Origin of the sequence: Paraburkholderia phenazinium (assembly GCF_900142845.1) — a bacterium.
GTDB classification, from domain to species: domain Bacteria; phylum Pseudomonadota; class Gammaproteobacteria; order Burkholderiales; family Burkholderiaceae; genus Paraburkholderia; species Paraburkholderia phenazinium_A.
On the sequence record NZ_FSRU01000001.1, the window covers coordinates 1,299,055 to 1,316,753 of the forward strand.

Here is a 17,699-nt window from a genome sequence, read left to right on the forward strand (position 1 = left end):
CAATCCTCAATACGTGTGGCCGAGCTGGATATAGAAGTTGTTCCGTCCACCCGGCGCGAACGCCACACCCAGGTAGATCGGCCCGAACGAACTCGTCACGCTGGTGAAGAACGTCACGCTGCGTTTGAGCGGGCCGCCGCCGTACTGGATATCGCCGTCCCACACGTTGCCGGCTTCGAGGCTCAACCCCGCGTAGAGCGCATGGAAGGGCGACGCGGTGAACGTCGTCAGCTGGTTCATGTACGTGACCTGGCCGTAGAGCATCGAATTGCCGGCCAGTTGATCGGCGGCATAGGCGGACAGATGCTGGAAGCCGCCGAGCGTGAAGCCGAACGGATTGACCGGGTTGGTGTTCTGGAAGTCCTTGCCGGCCTCGATGCTGGCGTTCACGCTTTGACGCCCATAACTCGCCGCCACCAGCGCCTTGCCGTACAGCTCGGTGAAGGTGTTCTGGGGCTGCGCGAACAGGGTCCGTTCCGCACGCAGTTCGAAGTAATAACCCTTGCGCGCAAACAAAGGATCGTCGAGCTGGTCGATGACAAGGCGCGCGCGTGCCGTGAACTCGCGCCCGTAGATGTCGGGATATTCCAGTTGCAGATTGCCGTTTTCGTCGTAGTACTGGCCGTTGTATTGCGGCGAGGCGAAACCGTGCGCGTAGGCCACCCCCACGCGGAAGTCCCCCAGGTTCGCGAGCGGCAGTCCGAAGTCGAGGCCGGCGCGCTCGGTCTGCTGCTGGTACTGCGTCAGCTTGATGTATGGATCGTCCTGGAAGACATTCGCATAGCTGCGCTCGAATTCCACATACGGCGCGACGTAATAGCCAAACGAATCCGAGAGCGGTTGCCGCAATTCGCCGTGGAAGGAGAGCATGTCGCTACCCACCGTGGCGTCGACGAGCCCTTCTAACCCCGACGACGTCAGCCACGGCCGGCGATAGCCAACATGCAGACGGAAGCCGCCTTCGTCCGAGGAACTGGCCGACAGGCCGAGCCCGAACAGCAGGAAATTCGGCCCCCACGGTTTGTCGCGGGCATCGACGACGAGCGTGTTCTGGTCGCCCTCGGTGACCAGTTGCTGCGTCACGCTTTCGAAGCCCCCCGCGGTGGTGAGCGCCAGCATGTCCTTGTCGAGCGCCTTCGGATCGTAGACGTCGCCAGGGTGCACGTGCAGCGCTTCGACGATGCGCTTCTCCGGCACCGCGCCGTGCGACTTCACTTCGATGCGGGTGATGCGCACCGGCGTGGCGACCGGCGTCATGTGCGCGGTGCGCCACGCCGCATACTGTTCCGGCGACAACGCGAGATGCTGCAGCTTCGGCAATGCGGCGCGCGCCGCGGCTTCGCCCGCGGCGATGGCCTGCGGGGCGTTGGCGAAATCGGTGAAGCTCAACGGCCCGAGCGACGGCTCGATCAGCACGTCATTGGCGTCGAGCTGTTCGCGCTGACGCGCCACGTTCTGATGGATCAGGATGCCGATCATCTGCTGCATCACGTCGGCAGGCGAGGCGAGGGCGTCGAGCGGGCGCAGCGGCGAGCCGATGTCCACTGCGATCACCACTTGCGCGCCCATGTCGTGAGCGGTTTCGATGGGCAGGTTGCTGACGAGGCCGCCGTCCACCAGCGTCCGGCCGTCGACCTCAGTGGGCGCGAACAGGCCCGGCAGCGCGATACTGGCGCGGATCGCTTGCGGCAGCGAACCGTTTTCGAGCACGACCTTCTGGCCGGTCTGCAGGTCCGTGGCGATCGCGCGAAACGGGATGGGCAACTGGTTGAACGAGGCGTTGCCCGGTATCGCTGCGGTCCAGTCCTGCAGCAAGGCCTGCAAACGATTGCCTTGCACGAGCCCGGCCGGCAGCCTGAAACCGCTGCCGCTAAAACCCAGCGCAAGGCTGTTCGCGTAGAGCTGCTCGTCCTCGCGTTGCGACTGCGGCAGGTCGGCGCGCTCGACCACGTCGAAAGCGATGTCGGCCAGATTGACCTGCGCGAGCCGGGTTTCCATTTCCTGCGCGGTCATGCCGCTCGCGTACAGGCCGCCGACCACCGAGCCCATGCTGGTGGCGGCGATACAGTCGATCGGGATGCGGTTTTCTTCGAGCACCTTCAGCACGCCCAGGTGCGCATAGCCGCGTGCGCCGCCGCCGGACAGCACGAGGCCGACCGCGGGACGACCGTCCGGTCCGGCGTGAGGCGTACAGGCCGCGTCTGCTGCATGGGCGGATTGCACGAAGGTTGCCAGTCCGAACAGTAGCAGCGCAGCGGCGCAGTGCAAGCGATGTTCTGCATGGCTGGGCCTTGTCTGTGCCGCCGTTTGTGGTTTTGTCTGGCTCGCCAACGCTCGGATCATCCGCTTCACAACTGTAGGAAAAACCGAGAGATTACCTGTTTTTACGCTCTATTACAGAGGTTGCTGCGGGGGCGCGCAAGAAAGACCAATGTGGTACGCGCAAGGCCGCTTTGATCCGGCTCGATCAGGGGGCTGCGGTGGCCCGATGCGGTGGTCCGATCTGGTGGCACAATGACTGGCCGGGAAGGGCGCCGGTTACGGAAAGCGCTCGCCGGGCAAGGGAGTAGCGGTCCATTCGACCGTCCGGGAATAAAAACACGCTGCGGACGGTCTGCTCAATGTCGGTCACAGAGAGGGGTTACCGCCGGGATACAACAATGGCCGATCCAATCATCGCGAAGCGCTTCGAGTCGCTCGTCTTGCCGCATATGAATTCGGCGTTCAACGTCGCGCGTTGGCTGACGCATAACGACCAGGACGCCCAGGACGTCGTCCAGGAGGCGTATCTGCGCGCGTTCCGTTACTTTGGCGGATTCCGCGGCGAGGATGCGCGCGCCTGGTTATTGAGCATTGTGCGTAACACGTTCTACACCTGGCATCAGCAGAACCGGGGCCATGCCGCGAATACGACGGAGTTCGAGGAAGACCTGCATAGCTTCGAGACCGATCGCGCCGGGCAGGACGACAGCCCTGAAGCGACGCTGATTCGCAGCCAGAGCCGCAAGCGGGTGCACAACGCGCTGCGCAGCTTGAGTCTGGAATACCGGGAGGTGGTGGTGCTGCGCGAGCTGGAAGAATTGTCATACAAGGAAATCGCCGTCATCGTGGGCATCCCGATGGGCACGGTGATGTCTCGCCTCGGGCGCGGCCGCCAGCAACTGGCGACGCTGCTCGCACCGACGGATGAGGGGGCGTGATGGATCACGAACAGGCGTTTGAACTACTGCCGGGCTATATCGACGAGGAACTGAGCTTGTCCGAGTCGCTCGAATTCGAGCGGCATCTGGCCGGCTGCGAGCAATGCAAGCGTGCCTATGAGCAGCAGCGTCAAGTCAGCGCGCAGTTGCGGCAGAACGATTTGCGGATGGACGCGCCGCCGGAACTGGCGGCACGCATCCGCGCGGCGCTGCCGGTGCAGCGCTCGTGGTGGCAACGCCTCGGCGCAAGCTTCGGCGGATCCGGCCGCCTTGGCGGCAAGGGTCGCGCGGTTGGCACGCTCGGCTGGGCGCCGCTCGGTGCGATGGCGGTGAGTCTGGTGGCGCTGACCTGGAGCGCGGGACTCTACCTTTCGATGCCGTCCGGCGATACGCGCCTGACCGAGGAACTGGTGGACAGTCATGTGCGCTCGTTGCAATTCGATCACCTGTACGACGTGATTTCGACGGACCGCCACACGGTCAAGCCGTGGTTCGACGGCAAGCTCGACTTTGCGCCGCCGGTGGTCGATCTCGCTCAGCAAGGCTACCCGCTGGTGGGTGGCCGGCTCGATTACCTGAACGGGCGTGCCGTTGCGGTGATGGTCTACCGCTACAAGCTGCATCCGATCAATCTGTATGTGTGGCCAGGCAGCGAGGCGGGTACGACGCCGCATATCTATGAGCGGCAGGGTTATCACCTGGCGCACTGGAGCGCCGCCGGGATGAACTACTGGGCCGTTACCGATGCCGGTGAAAGCGAGCTCAATGGCTTCATTACGGATCTGCGTGCGCATCCCGCTTCCTAGCGTGGGCCGCGAACGGGGCACTTGCGCCGGCTAAGCGAGGCCCCGCTAAAAAATTCCAGTGAAGCGGGGAATAAACCGCACGACGTCGCAGTCTCCTCATTGAATCTGTTCAGGAATCCCATCGGATGATCCGGTGGCCCATCTCCTGGACCTTAATCGTGAGGTGACCATGTCGTCAGATCTTCCATCCGATCCGTCGCGCCGCGGCGCGCTGAAGTGCCTCGCTTTCGGCGGCGTGGGCACGGTGTTTGTCCTCGCCGGCGGTATTCTCACGCCGGTCGAACTGGCGCTTGCCGCTAGCGCCAAAGATTCCTCCGCGGTGTCGGGCGTGCCCCTGTTCCTGCAGATCAGCGATACCCACATTGGCTTTAACAAGGAAGCCAACCCGGATGTGGCGGGTACGCTCAAGCAGACCATCGACTTCGTCAACGCCATGCCGGTCAAGCCCGCGCTGACGATTCACACCGGCGATATCACGCATCTCTCGAAACCGGAGCAGTTCGATCTGGCCTCCCAGTTGCTGTCGGGCCTGAATATCACCGAGTTGCATACGGTGCCGGGCGAGCACGATGTGACCGACGGCCCCGGCACCGAGTACTTCAATCGTTTCGGCGCGGCGTCGGACAACAAAGGCTATTACAGCTTCGACCATCAAGGCGTGCACTTTATTGGCCTCGTGAACGTCATGCATTTCAAGCCGAACGGCCTGGGCGGCCTAGGCGACGACCAGCTGGCGTGGTTGGAAAACGACCTGAAGGGCCGCTCGTCGAGCACGCCGATCGTCGTGTTCGCGCATATGCCGATGTGGACGATTTACGAGCCGTGGGGTTGGGGGACCGGCGATGCGGGGCAGGCGATGAGCTATCTGAAACGCTTCGGCTCGGTCACCGTGCTCAATGGGCATATTCATCAGATCGTGTCGAAGGTGGAGGGCAATATCACCTTCCATACGGCGCGTTCCACGGCCTATCCGCAACCGACCGCCGGCAACGGGCCTGGCCCCATGCCGCTGACGGTGGCGAGCGATCAGCTACCGCGGATGCTGGGCGTCACCAGTATCAAGGTCACGCGCCATCCGCTCAAAACGACGCTGGACGACGTTACGCTCGTCTGAGTCGGCACATTGAAATTTCATGAAGAGGTACACAAATTATGATAAGTAATCCTATTCGACGTACGTTCTCAATCGCCCTCGGAGCGATGCTGTTGACGATGGCATCGGCCGGCCTGCAGGTTGCCCAGGCCGAGGAATCGAATGCCGTCTTGATCAAGAACTTCATGTTCTCGCCGATGGCGATGACCGTCAAAGCCGGCTCGACGGTGACCTGGAAGAATCTCGATGGCGAACCGCATACGGTGGTCAACGACGCAGGGCTGTTCCGTTCCGCCGCGCTCGATCAGAACGAGACCTACCAGTTCAAGTTCGATAAGCCGGGGGTGTACAGGATTTTCTGCGGCATCCATCCGAACATGAAGGCGACCATCACCGTGCAGTAGGGTGGTTGCGCGTCGCTGCGAAGTTGCGCCATCGGTAGCCGCGTCCCGCGTGACGCGGCTACGAATGCGCGTAGAGGCTCGTCTTCTGCTTCTCTGCCAGTTCGCTTGCCCGCAATGGCCGCTGGTATAGGTAACCTTGGCCGAACGGTATGCCGGCGTCGCGCAGGGCACGATGCTGCGCCTCCGTCTCCACGCCCTCGGCGATCACAAGGAGCCCAAAATGCCGCGCGACGGACACGATGCCCTTGATCAGTTCGGCACCGCCCGTATCCACTTGTGCCACGAATTGCCCGTCGATCTTCACGAAATCGAATGGAAAGCGGCTGAGCAGATCGAGGTTGCTGTGCTGCGTGCCGAAGTCGTCGATGGCGAAGCGAACGCCGCGCGCCTTGAGCGTCTCGAAGATATCCATAACCCTCGGGCTCTTGTTCAGCAGAAAGCGCTCAGTAAGCTCCAGCACCAGGCTGACACCTTCGGGCAGTGCATCGTTCACCGCCAGCACTTCCGCCACGAAGCCTTTTCGTTCGAGATCGCGCGGCGCGATATTGACGGCGATGCGCAGCGGCCGTGCCGGCATGCGCGCGCTCATTTCCGCCGCGGCCGTGCGCAGCGTGAAGCGCGTGACATCGGCGAGCAGGGCGCTCGACTCGACTTCGATCATGAATACGGCCGGACTGATGTTCCCCCACTTGGGATGGTGCCAGCGCAACAGCGCTTCGACTCCCACCGTGGCGCGGCTGGCGATGTCGACGATCGGCTGATAGACGACGTACAGTTCGCCTTGCCGCAAGCCGCGCCGCACTGCGGCGAGCAGCAGGCGGCGCGGTGCGAACGTGAGGAGATAGAGCGCGGCGAGCAGCGCATTCACCAGCACGCCTATCCCGCCGAACAGCAGCCCGTACTTCCAGCGCATCTGCGAGACGAACTCCGGCGAGGCGGACAGCACGATCGAGAGCGGCCATGTGCCGGATGCCACGCGGCTCAGGTCGGCAGGCTGCGGCTCGCTGGCCGGCTCGAACTTGCCCTGGTCGTCGAGACGCCCGTTGTCCGCGATCGACACGGCGATCTGCCGCGCGCCGTAGCGCACGCCATGCGCGAGCAGGTCGGCAATGTATTCGCCTTCGACGATGTATAGCACTCCGAGACGATTGCTTGTGGCATGGAACATGACGAGGACAGGCACCCCACGCTGGAACTGCGTGCCGGGAAGAAGCTTGATGCTGACGGGTGTGCCGGGCGTGTGCCGATAGTCCGACAGCGGTACGTCGATCGCCCCGAGGCCGGACGAGCAATACAGGCGCCCGTCCGCGACGAGGGCGATCGCCCGCACGTAGGTCACATAGGTCTGCAACTCCGACAACTGACGCTCGACCTGCGCGCAGGGACGCCCGGCGAGCGCGGTCAACTCGGGCTCGCGCCGCGAGACGACGCTGCTGAGGATGCGGTCCACCGACGCGGCGAGTTCGCTACCGATCAAGCGCTCGCGGGCATCGATACTGCGCGCGGCGTACTGCTCGCCGGCCAGCACGGCGCCGAGCAGGATCAGGAGGCCGCAGGCGAGCGTCGCGAGTTGCCACAGACGCGGGGCGATGCCGTGCCGGCCAGGTGTAGCGGCGAATCCGGCGGGGGAGGTCGGGGTGACCGGGCCTGCGGCTTTGGACGTGTCGTACATGGCAACGCGGGAAATGTGAACGGTCGACGACGTGACTGCGTCATCGGAACAGTCGACGCGGGGCATTGCTCAGATGATATCCCACGCATGTCCGGTCGAGGTGCGCGGGAGTCGCTATGTGCGATCCGTTTAAAATCGATTTCAAGCTTGAGCTTTCAGCAAAACAAAAATGAAAGACGTCACATTGATGTCAAAAAGCCAAAGCGTTTAATCGAAACGTCGCATACCGGCTCGCAATACGAATAAGAACCGGTCAGCTATGGCGACACGGATTCAGGCGATCCCGGTTTTAACGCAAACCTTTGCGGACCCCCTGCCGGAAGGCCGACAGGACAGGGGGTTAAGGTCATTGTTGCCGCCCGCCCGGCATTGTCCATAAATGCTGAAAATTATTAAGGGTAGCCGGGTAATCCCTTAGCACATTTGTCAGGCCAATCGATTGCAAGCTTTATAACTACCGGCTACGATGCGTTCGCACATTCGTCTCACAATTGATAAATAGCTTTCGTGAGCATTACATCCGGCCTCGACGACTCGATCATGGCAGCGCTTGAAAGCGAAGCCGAAGCACTCGAATTGCGTGCCGCGACGAATGCCGACCGCGAGTTTTTGCTGGCGGTATTTACCAGCACACGGCTTGATGAATTTGCACGCTCGGGATTGAGCGGCGAGGAAATCGCAGTTCTGCTCGAACAGCAGTTCACGATGCAGGACCGTTATTACCGGCGGCACTATCCACAGGCGCGTTTCGATGTGGTGCTGTGCGAGGGGATGGCGGCCGGCCGGCTGTATCACGACTGGCAAGACGCCGGGTTGCGCGTGATGGATATCGCGCTGTTGCCCGCCTTCCGGGGCCGACGCATCGGCACGCGGTTGATGCACGCGCTGATCGGACAGGCGGCGCAACGGGGCATGGCTGCTCAGTTGTATGTCGAGAGCGACAACCCGGTGCGTTCGCTGTACCGGAGATTGGGTTTCGAGAAAACCGGCGAGAACGGCATTTACGAACTGATGTGCCGGCCCGCTGCGCCGTTCGAGGCGGTGGCAGAGTAACGGGCAGAGAGTAGAACGAAAAATACGAGCGATTTGAAGAACGCACAGGGTCGCGTTTCAGCTTCGTTTCCGGGGGGGCGGGGTGTCAGCAATACCAGGTCATGCCGAGTTGACGGAGTCGCTCGGCCGCACTTTTATCCTGACGACGGCGAGCGGGCACGCGGTTCAGGCGCAGCTTGTCGGTGCGCCGGCCGGCATTCCCATGGACGACAGCTACGTCTGCTATTCGGCGCTCTTCGAGTTGCCGCCCGGCGTGCAACTTCCTCAAGACGTGTACCAGGTGCAATCGCCCGACGGGCCGAGCTGGTCTTTGCTCGCCACGCCGGTGCGGCCTTCCGAAAGCGGCGCGGCCATGCTGTGCGCGGTGATGCACTGCGTGAAACCCGCCCTATCCCCTTCGACGGACGCGCCATGACTCTCCCGGTGTTGCCCGTTTCCTTGCGGTCCAAACACCGCGTTTCCAGGAGAAATGTATGAGCGATCCGTATCTCGGCGAAATCCGCATGGTCGGTTTTAATTTCGCCCCGCAAAACTGGGCCCTCTGTCAGGGGCAACTCATGTCCATCAGCCAGAATAACGCGTTGTTCGCGCTGCTCGGCACGTTTTACGGCGGCAACGGCACGACCAACTTCGGGCTCCCGGATCTGCAAGGCCGTTCGCCGGTCGGCGTGGGTGCGGGCAATGGTCTCTCGCCGATCACGGTAGGCGAGCTCTCCGGCAACGAGAGCGTCGCGCTGACCCTCAACCAGTTGCCGTCGCACACGCATACGGCCACGGCTACCGGCGGGACGGCGAGCGCGGCGATCAGCATACCCGCCACCACCACGAACACCGGCGAAGGCGCCACGCCCGGCAACACCACGGTGCTTGGACCGATCGCGGCGGGCGGCCGTCCCGGAACGCTCTACAGCACGAGCGCGGCGAACACCACGCTGGCGCCGTTCAACGCTTCCGTGACGGGGCCGGCGCCCACCGTGACGGTCGGGCTCACCGGCGGCAGCACGCCGGTCGCGCTGCGTAACCCGTATCTGGGCATTACTTTCATCATCGCGCTGAGCGGTGTTTTCCCGCCGCGCGGTTAAGCGCGCCCCCTAGCAGGGCCACGCGGCGGCCCGGTGGAGTGTTTCGTCATGGACTTCGTCAAGCAAATCCTGAAACGTCTGAGCGTCGAGCGGGGAGGCAGGATTCCCGTCGTCGCACCGGCGCCGCTGCTGCTCGCACTCGAGCCGCGTGTGGTCTACGACGCATCGGTCGGTGCGGTTGCGGCGCACCCGCATCCGCATGGCGTCGAAGCGGACCACGCGCATCCCGCCACCACCAGTTCGGCCCCACCGAAGCCGGTGGCCGAGCACGATGTGAAGCTCGTCGGGGCGAACGGCGTGCGCGAGCAGAAGCTCGCCGTCGCCAACGCGGCGCCGGCCGTATCGCATCAGGTGGTGTTTATCGATCCGAGTGTAGTCGACTATCAGGCGCTGATTGCCGGGTTGCCGGCGGGGACGCAGTACGTTGTGCTCAATGCGAACACCGACGGCTTCGCGCAGATCGAGCAGTACCTGCAGACGCACAAGGGCGTCGACGCGATTCACCTGATTTCGCACGGCACGGATGGCGAGATTCAGGCGGGCGACGTCTGGCTCGACGCCGGCGATCTGTCGAAGTACAGCGCCGAGCTCACGCAGATCGGCGCCTTGATGAAGCCGGGCGGCGACTTCCTGATCTATGGTTGCGACGTCGCGCAGAATGCGGACGGGCAGATGCTGGTGCAGGAAATTGCCGCGCTCACGCATCTGAACGTGGCCGCCTCGACCGACGCGACCGGTTCGGCCGCGGTGGGTGGCGACTGGACACTTGAGTACCAGGTCGGCACGGTGACGACGCCGGTGATTCTCTCGGCCGCGGCCGAGCAGAGCTACGACCATCTGCTCGGCGTGACGATCGAGAACTTCACCAACGCGGACGACGTCAGTTACGACTCCGGCGAGGTGCCTTCGTTTACGCTCGACGGTCTGACCTACACCTATAACACCGGCTCTACGTCCTACGATACGCAGGTGCAGGCGGATCCCAACCTGCAAGCGCTCGCCGACGAAAACAGCGGGGACCAGTCGCTCGCGTTCGATGCGCAAGGGCAGGGCGGCGTGAACTCGATCACCATCTCGATGTCGAACGGCAAGGCGTTCAACATCCAGAGCCTCGACATCGACATCGTGGCGAACGGCAACGTCGAGATCGTTCCGGACAGCAATACGGCGGGCGAAGTCACGCTGGTCTCGAATGGCGATTTCGTCACGCAGACCGTGTCGTTGTCGTCGAGCAATGCGGCGTTCGACGAGGTGCATAGCATCACGATTTCCGGTGTCGGCGGCGATCTGATTGTGAACCTCGGGCATCTGGTGTACAGCATCGATGGGCCGACCATCACGACCGACGCCGGCAGCGCCGCATTCGTCGCCGGCGACAACGTGACGTCGACGCCGGTAACGGTAGACAGCGGCGTCAGCGTGACCGACACCTCGGCGACCACCTCGGGCAGCGGCACGGTCAGCATCACCGGCGGCTTTCACAGCGGCGAAGACCAGTTGGGGTTCACCAACAGCGGTCCGGGGATGGGCAATATCACCGGCTCGTACAGTGCGTCGACGGGCGTGCTGACGCTGACGTCCGCGGGCAACACGGCGACCACGGCGGAATGGCAGGCCGCGTTCGAATCGGTGACCTACACCGACACGGCGGTCACGCCCAGTCCCACGACCCGTACCATCAGCTTCAGTCTGACCGACAGCAACGGCGACTCCAGCAGCGTCGCAACCCGCACCGTCACGGTGACCGACACCGACCAGACGCCGGTACTCACCACGAGCGGCGGCAGTGTGGGCTACGTGGCGGGCGCGGCCAGCACGTCCGTGTATAGCGGCGTTAGCGTTAGCGATCGCGACAACGGCACCTTGCCGTCGGCCACCGTATCGATCACGTCCGGCTTTCAGGCGGGCGATCAGCTCGCGTTCACGAACAACGGCTCGACGATGGGCAACATCACGGGGAGCTACAACTCGGCGACCGGCGTGATGACGTTGAGCTCCGCCAGCGATACTGCGACGGCCGCGCAGTGGGACGCCGCCATTGACGCCGTGCATTTCTCCGCGCCCGACACGGCGTCTGGCACCCGCAGTGTGTCGGTGCAGATCAGCGATGGCAGCGAAAACAGCGCAGCGGTGATGGAAACCGTCAACCTGACCGCGGTGCCGCTGGTTACTACGGACGTAGGTTCGGCTGCGTTCGTCGCCGGAGACAATACGGCCTCGACGCCGGTGACGGTCGATTCCGGCTTGACCGTGTCCGACGCGGGGCACACCACGCTCGATTCGGCGACGGTCTCGATCAGCGGCAATTTCCATGCGGGCGAGGACGTGCTGGGCTTTACCAACAACGGCACGACGATGGGCGACATCAGCGGTTCGTATGACGCCGGCACGGGTGTGATGACGTTCACGGCCGCAGGGGGCGCAACCCTCGCGCAATGGCGCTCGGCGCTGGAGTCGGTGACCTACACGGATACCGCGGTGACGCCGAACAACGCGACGCGCACCATCAGTTTCACGGTCAACGACGGCACTGAGAATAGTCCGGCGGCGACGCGTACGGTGACGGTGGTCGATACCGATCAGACGCCGATCCTCACGACCTCGGGCGGCACCACGGCCTTTACCGCGGGCAACGACACCGCTTCGACACCGGTCGTGGTGGACAGCGGCGTCACCGTGAGCGATCTGGACAACATCACGCTGGCTTCCGGGACCGTCGCGATCACCGGCAATTTCCATTCGGGCGAGGACGTGCTGGCGTTCAACAACACCAGTTCGACGTTGTACGGCAATATCACCGCCTCATACGTTTCCGGCACCGGCGTGCTCTCGCTGACCTCGGCGGGCGCCACCGCGACGCTCGCGCAATGGCAGGCTGCGCTGGAAGCGGTGACGTACACGGATACGGCGGTGACGCCGAACAACGCGACCCGCACGATCGCCTTTAGCGTCAACGACGGCACGGACAACAGCAACGTCGGCACGAAGACCGTCACGGTGACCGATGTCGACCAGACGCCGATTGTGACCACTTCGATCGGCAACACGTCATTTACGGAAGGCGACAACACAACCTCGACGCCGGTGGCGATCGACACCGGCATCACCGTATCGGACCGGGACAACACGACGCTCTCCCTGGCCACGGTGTCGATCACGAACGGCTTCCACGGCAGCGAGGATGTGCTGGCGTTCACCAATACCAGCGCGACGCTGTACGGCAACATCAATGCCTCGTACAACGCAGGCACCGGTGTGCTGACGCTGGAGTCGTCAGGCGCTGATGCGACGATTGCCCAATGGCAGGCCGCGCTGCGCGCGGTGACCTACACCGACCTGGCGGCCACACCCAACACGGCGACCCGGACGATCAGTTTTGCCGTCAACGACGGCACGGAGACGAGTGCCGTCTCCACCAAACTTGTTACCGTGACGGACGTCGACCAGGCGCCGGTGGTCACGGCCTCGGGCGGCAGCACGTCGTTTACCGCGGGCGACAACGTGACCTCGACGCCGGTCACGGTGGACCCCGGCGTGACCGTCTCCGATGCCGACAACACGACGCTGGCCTCCGGCACTGTCGCGATCACCGGCAATTTCCATTCGGGCGAGGACGTGCTGGCGTTCAACAATACGAGCGCGACGACCTTCGGCAACATCACCAGCTTGTATGATGGGACAACCGGCGTGCTGACGCTGACCTCCGTGGGCGCCACGGCGACGGTTGCGCAATGGCAGGCGGCGCTGGAGGCGGTGACGTACACGGATACGGCGCTGACGCCGAACAACGCGACCCGCACGATCAGTTTCACCGTCAACGACGGCACCGACGACAGCGCGGTCAGCACCAAGGCCGTGACGGTCACCGATGTCGATCAGACGCCGGTCTTGAGCGGGACGGGTGGCTCTGTCAGCTATCTCGACGGCCACGCGCCGCTGGCGATCGACAGCGGCATCACCGTGTCGGACCGCGGCAGCGCGACGCTGGACTCGGCGACCGTCTCGATCGCAAGCGGTATGCAGGCGGGCGACACGCTGACCCTGAACATCGACCCGGCGACGATGGGCAACCTCACCGCTTCGTACAACGCCACGACGGGTGTGTTGACGCTCAATGCATCCGGCGCGCCGCTGACGCTCGCGCAATGGGACGCGGTACTGGATGCTGTGTCGTTTTCCAGCAGCAGCTATACCGCGCCGCAGGGATCACGTGTGATTTCGTTTACCGTCAACGACGGTGTGGAGAACAGTGCGGCGCTTACGCGGACCATCGACGTGGTGAATTCCACGCCGTCGGTGACGACCAGCAATACCAGCACCACCACCTTCACGGCAGGCGACAACGTTGCATCGACGCCGGTGGCGGTTGACCCAGGTATCACCGTAGCGGATCCGGAAGCAAACATCGAGACGGCGACGGTGTCGATTGCGGGTGGCTTTCACAGCGGCGAAGACGTGCTGGCATTCACCAATAACGCCGCCTCGATGGGTAACATCACGGGCACGTACGACGCATCGACGGGCGTGCTGACCCTGAGTTCGTCCGGCAGCGCCGCGAGCCTCGCGCAGTGGCAAGCGGCTTTGAGTTCGGTCACCTACGACAACAGCGCGATTACGCCGAACACGGCGCAGCGCACGGTCGAGTTTGCGATTAGCGACGTCATGCAGACGAGCGCGCTCAGCAGCAAGACCATTGACGTGCAGGATACGGACCAGACACCGGTTGTCAAAACCGGCTCGGGCAACGGCCCAACCTTCATCGCGAGCGGCAGCGCGGCGACGCCGGTGACGATCGATACGGGCATCACGGTGAGCGATCGCGACAGCAGTGCGACGCTTGCGTCCGCAACCGTTTCGATCACGGGGCACTTCGTGGCGGGCAGCGACGTGCTTGCCTTTAACCCCTCGGCCGCGACGGGCGACATCACTGCAACCTACGACGCCGCCACAGGCGTCTTGACGCTCACTTCGTCTGCCGCGTCAACAACGACGCTCGCGCAATGGCAAGCGGCGCTGTCTTCCGTGACCTATGCGGACACGGCGGTGGAATCGGCAGGCGGCAGCCGCACGATCAGCTTCAGCGTCAACGACGGGCATAAAACCAGCGCGCCGGTGACGACGACGGTGAACGTGGCGGCGACGCCGCTGGTGACGACTGTCGCGCCACCTGTAACAGAAGGCCCGCATCCCGCCACGCCATTGACGCTACCGCCGCCCTCGACGTTCAGCGAAACGGGGAGCGGAGGGCAGGCTACAACGACCACACCGCCCACCACGCAGCCTGGCGACTACGTGTCCGAGTCGCTGCCGATGTTCCCACTCGACCTCGGCGACAGCATCTCCAACCCGCTGATCGTACTCGACGCGTTTGCGCCGGCGCCCGCGCTCGGTGGCGTGCCCGCTGTCTTCACAGCGACCTTCACGAGCGACGGCGGGCACACAACCAATGTACTGAGCGACACCGGCATCTCGTCGATGGCGCCAATCCCCACCCCCGATCTCACGCCGCCATCCATCGAGTTGCCGAAGCTCGCCGTGCACGTGGCCGTGCCGCCCAGCCATGCGTTCTCAGTCTCGCTGCCGGCCATGCTGTCAGCCGCCGAGGGCCTGCCGATCGGCTCGGACGTCCACGTCGACGTGCGCCTCGCCGACGGCCGCCCGTTACCCGCGTGGCTGCATTACGACGCGGTGCGAGGCGTGCTGAGCGGCAAGGTGCCGCCGAATCAGGGCGGCTTGCGTTTCGCGATCGTCACGCACGATGCCGCGGGCCATCAGACGCGCCGCGAAGTGGCGATCGACTTCGGCGGCGCTGCGGGGCAACGCGCCGGCGAGCCGCCCGCTCACGAGCGCAGCCACGCAACCCAGCACGCGCCGCAAGCTGCCGTCCCGCTTGCCAAACCGTCGCTCGCGCAACAGTTCGCCCAGGCTCACGCGACGCTGCACGTGGCGCGTGCGACGACTGCGCCTGCACCGGCGGCGGCCCTCGCGTCGCGAGGCAACGCATGAGCCGTCACGTATTCCGAACTCCAATAACTTTGAGAAAGAGAGTCGCCGAAGTGAAATCCTCGTCCGTTGCGGTGCGCCCACCGCGTCCCGCGCTGCTTGCGCTGTCGCTCGCCGTCGTTTGGCTGGCGGGCTGCTCGATCAAACCTGTGCCCTTCACCGACGCCGAACGCGTGCAGACCGCGCAGACCGACCGCACCTCGATGTTTGCCCAACAGCAGCCGGTGACCGGACCGATTACGCTCGACGAAGCGATGGCACGCGCGATCCGCTACAACCTCGACCATCGCCTCAAGATGATGGAAGAAGCGCTTGCGCAAAAGCAGCTCGACCTCTCGAACTTCGATCTGCTGCCCAAGCTCACCGCGCAAGCGGGCTATACCACACGCAATCATCCACTCGCCTCGTCCTCGACTGATGTGTTCACCAACGAGCAGTCGCTGGCGCCGTCGTACTCCACGGACAAGAACGACCGCACCGCGGACCTCGGCTTCTCATGGAACCTGCTCGACTTCGGCGTGAGTTACTACGAAGCGAAGGAGCAGGCGGATCACGTGCTGGTGCTCGAACAACGCCGCCGCAAGGTGGTGCAACTGATGATGCAGCAGGTGCGCGAGGCCTATTGGCAGGCCACCGGCGCGCAACGATTGCGCGACCGCATTGCGCCCCTGCTGGCGCAGGCCGGCGCGGCGCTCGACGACTCGCGCCAGGCGCAGCGCGAAAATCTGCGCTCGCCGCTCGACACGCTCAACTACCAGCATGCGCTGCTCGATCTGATGCGCCAGCTCGAAGAGATTCGCGATCAGCTTGAAGAGGCCAAGCCGCGTCTCGCCTCGCTGATGAATCTCGAGCCGGGCAAGGACTACACGCTGGCGCCGCCGACCGATTTCGCCGCTCCAAGCTTCGACATGCCGATCGACCAGATGGAGGAGACGGCGCTCGAGCGTCGCCCGGAACTGGTGGAGGCGAGCTATAACGAACGTATTAGCGTCAACGAAACCCATAAGGCGATGGCCAAGCTGCTGCCGGGGATCGAACTCGATCTCGGCACGCACTACGACAGCAACAGTTTCCTCGTCTACAACGCGTGGCGGGCGGCCGGTATCAGCGTGAGCTGGAACCTCCTGAACGTGCTGAACGTGAAGAACATCCGCGGTATGGCCGATGCGCAACTGGAAGTGGCGAAGACGCAGCGGCTCGCGTTGAGCATGGCGGTGCTGACACAGGTGCACGTCGCGCGCAGCGAACTGGCGGCGAAACAACGTCAGTTCGATTTGCTCAAGCAGATGAACGACGTCGATCAGCAGATTCTGGAGCACACCCACAACGCGACCGAGGCCACTGCGCAAGGCAAGCTCGAAGAAATTCGCGCCGCGACCGGCGCGATGATGTCGGAACTGCGCCTCTATCAGAGCTACGGCGAACTCGAAAACGCCTATGGCCAGATGCTCGCGACGCTCGGCCTCGATCCGATCCCGGATACGGTCAGCGGTCACGATCTGGGCACGCTCGAGCAGTCGATCGATGAGGAGCAGCGGCGCTGGGCAGCACTGGGCAGCGCGAACGGAGGCAAGACGCAATGAAGTGGTCGCAGTATGTAGCAGGCAGTGCAGTGGCTGTTCTGTTGTGCGCGCAACCAGTGTGGAGCGCGGCGCCGTCACCGTCACCCGCGGTGATGCCCGTTGCGGTCCCGGCTTCGGCCACCACCGATCCGACCGGCGATGCTGGCCGTATCCGCATCCAGCTTGTGTCGCGCGACGAAGTGGATCTGTCGAGCGAGATCGCCGCGAAAATCGCCACCTTGCCGTTGCGCGACGGCGATGCGTTCCATGCGGGCCAGACGCTCGTTTCGCTCGACTGTTCGCTGTACGCGGCGCAGTTGCATAAGGCGCAGGCCGAAGCCGATGCCGCGCGCGACCTGTTGCAGGTCGACCAGCGTCTCGCGCAATTGCATTCGGTAGGCGACCTCGAAGTCGAGCAGGCAGCGGCCAAGCTCAAAGCCAGTGCCGCTGAAGTGGCGTATATGCAGGCCACGGTGCGCCAATGCGTGATCGTCGCGCCGTTCGACGGCCGCGTCTCGAAGCGCAGCGCCGCGCCGCAGCAGTTCGCCGAACCGGGCAAGCCGCTGTTGACGATCGTCGACACCAGCCATCTGGAACTGAAGATGATCGTGCCGTCGAAGTGGCTCGCGTGGTTGAAGCCGGGTCATCCGTTGACCGTGCAGGTCGACGAGGTCGGCAAGACCTATCCGGCGAAAGTGGCCCGGATCGGCGCACGCGTCGATCCGGTCACACAGACCGTCGACGTGACCGCGGCGCTGACCGGCAGCGTGCCGGATCTGTTGCCCGGCATGAGCGGCTGGGCCACCTTTGCGGCGCGGTGACGG

The 17,699-nt window shown here is 63.9% G+C and carries 12 protein-coding genes; 10 read left to right on the forward strand and 2 right to left on the reverse strand.

Annotated features, from left to right (window positions below; all coding sequences use genetic code 11):
* Positions 1-6: 6 nt before the first annotated feature.
* On the reverse strand, positions 7-2,343 hold the full coding sequence (locus BUS12_RS05630) for a patatin-like phospholipase family protein (RefSeq protein ID WP_083640255.1): 2,337 nt from the start codon (positions 2,341-2,343) through the stop codon (positions 7-9).
* 317 nt (positions 2,344-2,660) lie between these two features.
* On the opposite strand from BUS12_RS05630, the gene BUS12_RS05635 reads away from it, so the two are divergent.
* The 4 genes from BUS12_RS05635 (at position 2,661) to BUS12_RS05650 (ending at position 5,503) form a co-directional block, all read left to right on the forward strand.
* Positions 2,661-3,200: a sigma-70 family RNA polymerase sigma factor gene (locus tag BUS12_RS05635; protein ID WP_074294629.1), complete on the forward strand. Its 540-nt coding sequence runs from the start codon at positions 2,661-2,663 to the stop codon at positions 3,198-3,200.
* The gene (locus BUS12_RS05640) at positions 3,200-4,006 is read left to right on the forward strand and encodes an anti-sigma factor family protein (protein ID WP_074294630.1); all 807 of its coding nucleotides are present in this window, start codon (positions 3,200-3,202) and stop codon (positions 4,004-4,006) included. The genes BUS12_RS05635 and BUS12_RS05640 overlap by 1 nt, the downstream gene beginning before the upstream one ends.
* A gap of 169 nt (positions 4,007-4,175) precedes the next feature.
* A complete protein-coding gene (locus tag BUS12_RS05645) occupies positions 4,176-5,120 on the forward strand; it encodes a metallophosphoesterase family protein (RefSeq protein WP_074294631.1) in 945 nt (314 codons plus the stop codon).
* Positions 5,121-5,158: 38 nt separating this feature from the next.
* Positions 5,159-5,503: a cupredoxin domain-containing protein gene (locus BUS12_RS05650; RefSeq protein WP_074294632.1), complete on the forward strand. Its 345-nt coding sequence runs from the start codon at positions 5,159-5,161 to the stop codon at positions 5,501-5,503.
* A 58-nt stretch (positions 5,504-5,561) separates the two neighbouring features.
* Here the strand turns inward: BUS12_RS05650 and BUS12_RS05655 are convergent, their stop codons facing one another.
* Complete coding sequence (locus BUS12_RS05655) at positions 5,562-7,175, reverse strand: EAL domain-containing protein (RefSeq protein WP_143788266.1); 1,614 nt, start codon at positions 7,173-7,175, stop codon at positions 5,562-5,564.
* Positions 7,176-7,682: 507 nt separating this feature from the next.
* Here BUS12_RS05655 and BUS12_RS05660 point away from each other — a divergent pair.
* From BUS12_RS05660 to BUS12_RS05685, 6 genes are all read left to right on the forward strand, one after another.
* The gene (locus tag BUS12_RS05660; protein WP_083640256.1) at positions 7,683-8,228 is read left to right on the forward strand and encodes a GNAT family N-acetyltransferase; all 546 of its coding nucleotides are present in this window, start codon (positions 7,683-7,685) and stop codon (positions 8,226-8,228) included.
* Positions 8,229-8,310: 82 nt separating this feature from the next.
* A complete protein-coding gene (locus BUS12_RS05665) occupies positions 8,311-8,643 on the forward strand; it encodes a DUF6916 family protein (RefSeq protein WP_074294634.1) in 333 nt (110 codons plus the stop codon).
* Positions 8,644-8,701: 58 nt separating this feature from the next.
* Complete coding sequence (locus BUS12_RS05670; protein ID WP_074294635.1) at positions 8,702-9,310, forward strand: phage tail protein; 609 nt, start codon at positions 8,702-8,704, stop codon at positions 9,308-9,310.
* Between the two features lie 48 nt (positions 9,311-9,358).
* Positions 9,359-15,316 carry a DUF4347 domain-containing protein gene (locus BUS12_RS05675; protein ID WP_074294636.1) on the forward strand — a complete coding sequence of 1,986 codons (5,958 nt, stop codon included), beginning with the start codon at positions 9,359-9,361 and terminating at the stop codon, positions 15,314-15,316.
* The gene (locus BUS12_RS05680; RefSeq protein ID WP_083640257.1) at positions 15,313-16,896 is read left to right on the forward strand and encodes a TolC family protein; all 1,584 of its coding nucleotides are present in this window, start codon (positions 15,313-15,315) and stop codon (positions 16,894-16,896) included. Before BUS12_RS05675 ends, BUS12_RS05680 begins: the two co-directional genes overlap by 4 nt.
* A complete protein-coding gene (locus BUS12_RS05685) occupies positions 16,893-17,696 on the forward strand; it encodes an efflux RND transporter periplasmic adaptor subunit (RefSeq protein WP_074294637.1) in 804 nt (267 codons plus the stop codon). Before BUS12_RS05680 ends, BUS12_RS05685 begins: the two co-directional genes overlap by 4 nt.
* The last annotated feature ends 3 nt before the right edge of the window (positions 17,697-17,699 follow it).

Excerpts from the sequence above, each read along its gene's own strand:
- BUS12_RS05650 (WP_074294632.1), top strand. The coding sequence starts at position 5,159 with ATGATAAGTAATCCTATTCGACGTACGTTCTCAATCGCCCTCGGAGCG.
- BUS12_RS05670 (WP_074294635.1), top strand. The coding sequence starts at position 8,702 with ATGAGCGATCCGTATCTCGGCGAAATCCGCATGGTCGGTTTTAATTTC.
- BUS12_RS05645 (WP_074294631.1), top strand. The coding sequence starts at position 4,176 with ATGTCGTCAGATCTTCCATCCGATCCGTCGCGCCGCGGCGCGCTGAAG.
- BUS12_RS05680 (WP_083640257.1), top strand. The coding sequence starts at position 15,313 with ATGAGCCGTCACGTATTCCGAACTCCAATAACTTTGAGAAAGAGAGTC.
- BUS12_RS05630 (WP_083640255.1), bottom strand. The coding sequence starts at position 2,343 with ATGATCCGAGCGTTGGCGAGCCAGACAAAACCACAAACGGCGGCACAG.
- BUS12_RS05685 (WP_074294637.1), top strand. The coding sequence starts at position 16,893 with ATGAAGTGGTCGCAGTATGTAGCAGGCAGTGCAGTGGCTGTTCTGTTG.
- BUS12_RS05675 (WP_074294636.1), top strand. The coding sequence starts at position 9,359 with ATGGACTTCGTCAAGCAAATCCTGAAACGTCTGAGCGTCGAGCGGGGA.
- BUS12_RS05655 (WP_143788266.1), bottom strand. The coding sequence starts at position 7,175 with ATGTACGACACGTCCAAAGCCGCAGGCCCGGTCACCCCGACCTCCCCC.
- BUS12_RS05635 (WP_074294629.1), top strand. The coding sequence starts at position 2,661 with ATGGCCGATCCAATCATCGCGAAGCGCTTCGAGTCGCTCGTCTTGCCG.
- BUS12_RS05640 (WP_074294630.1), top strand. The coding sequence starts at position 3,200 with ATGGATCACGAACAGGCGTTTGAACTACTGCCGGGCTATATCGACGAG.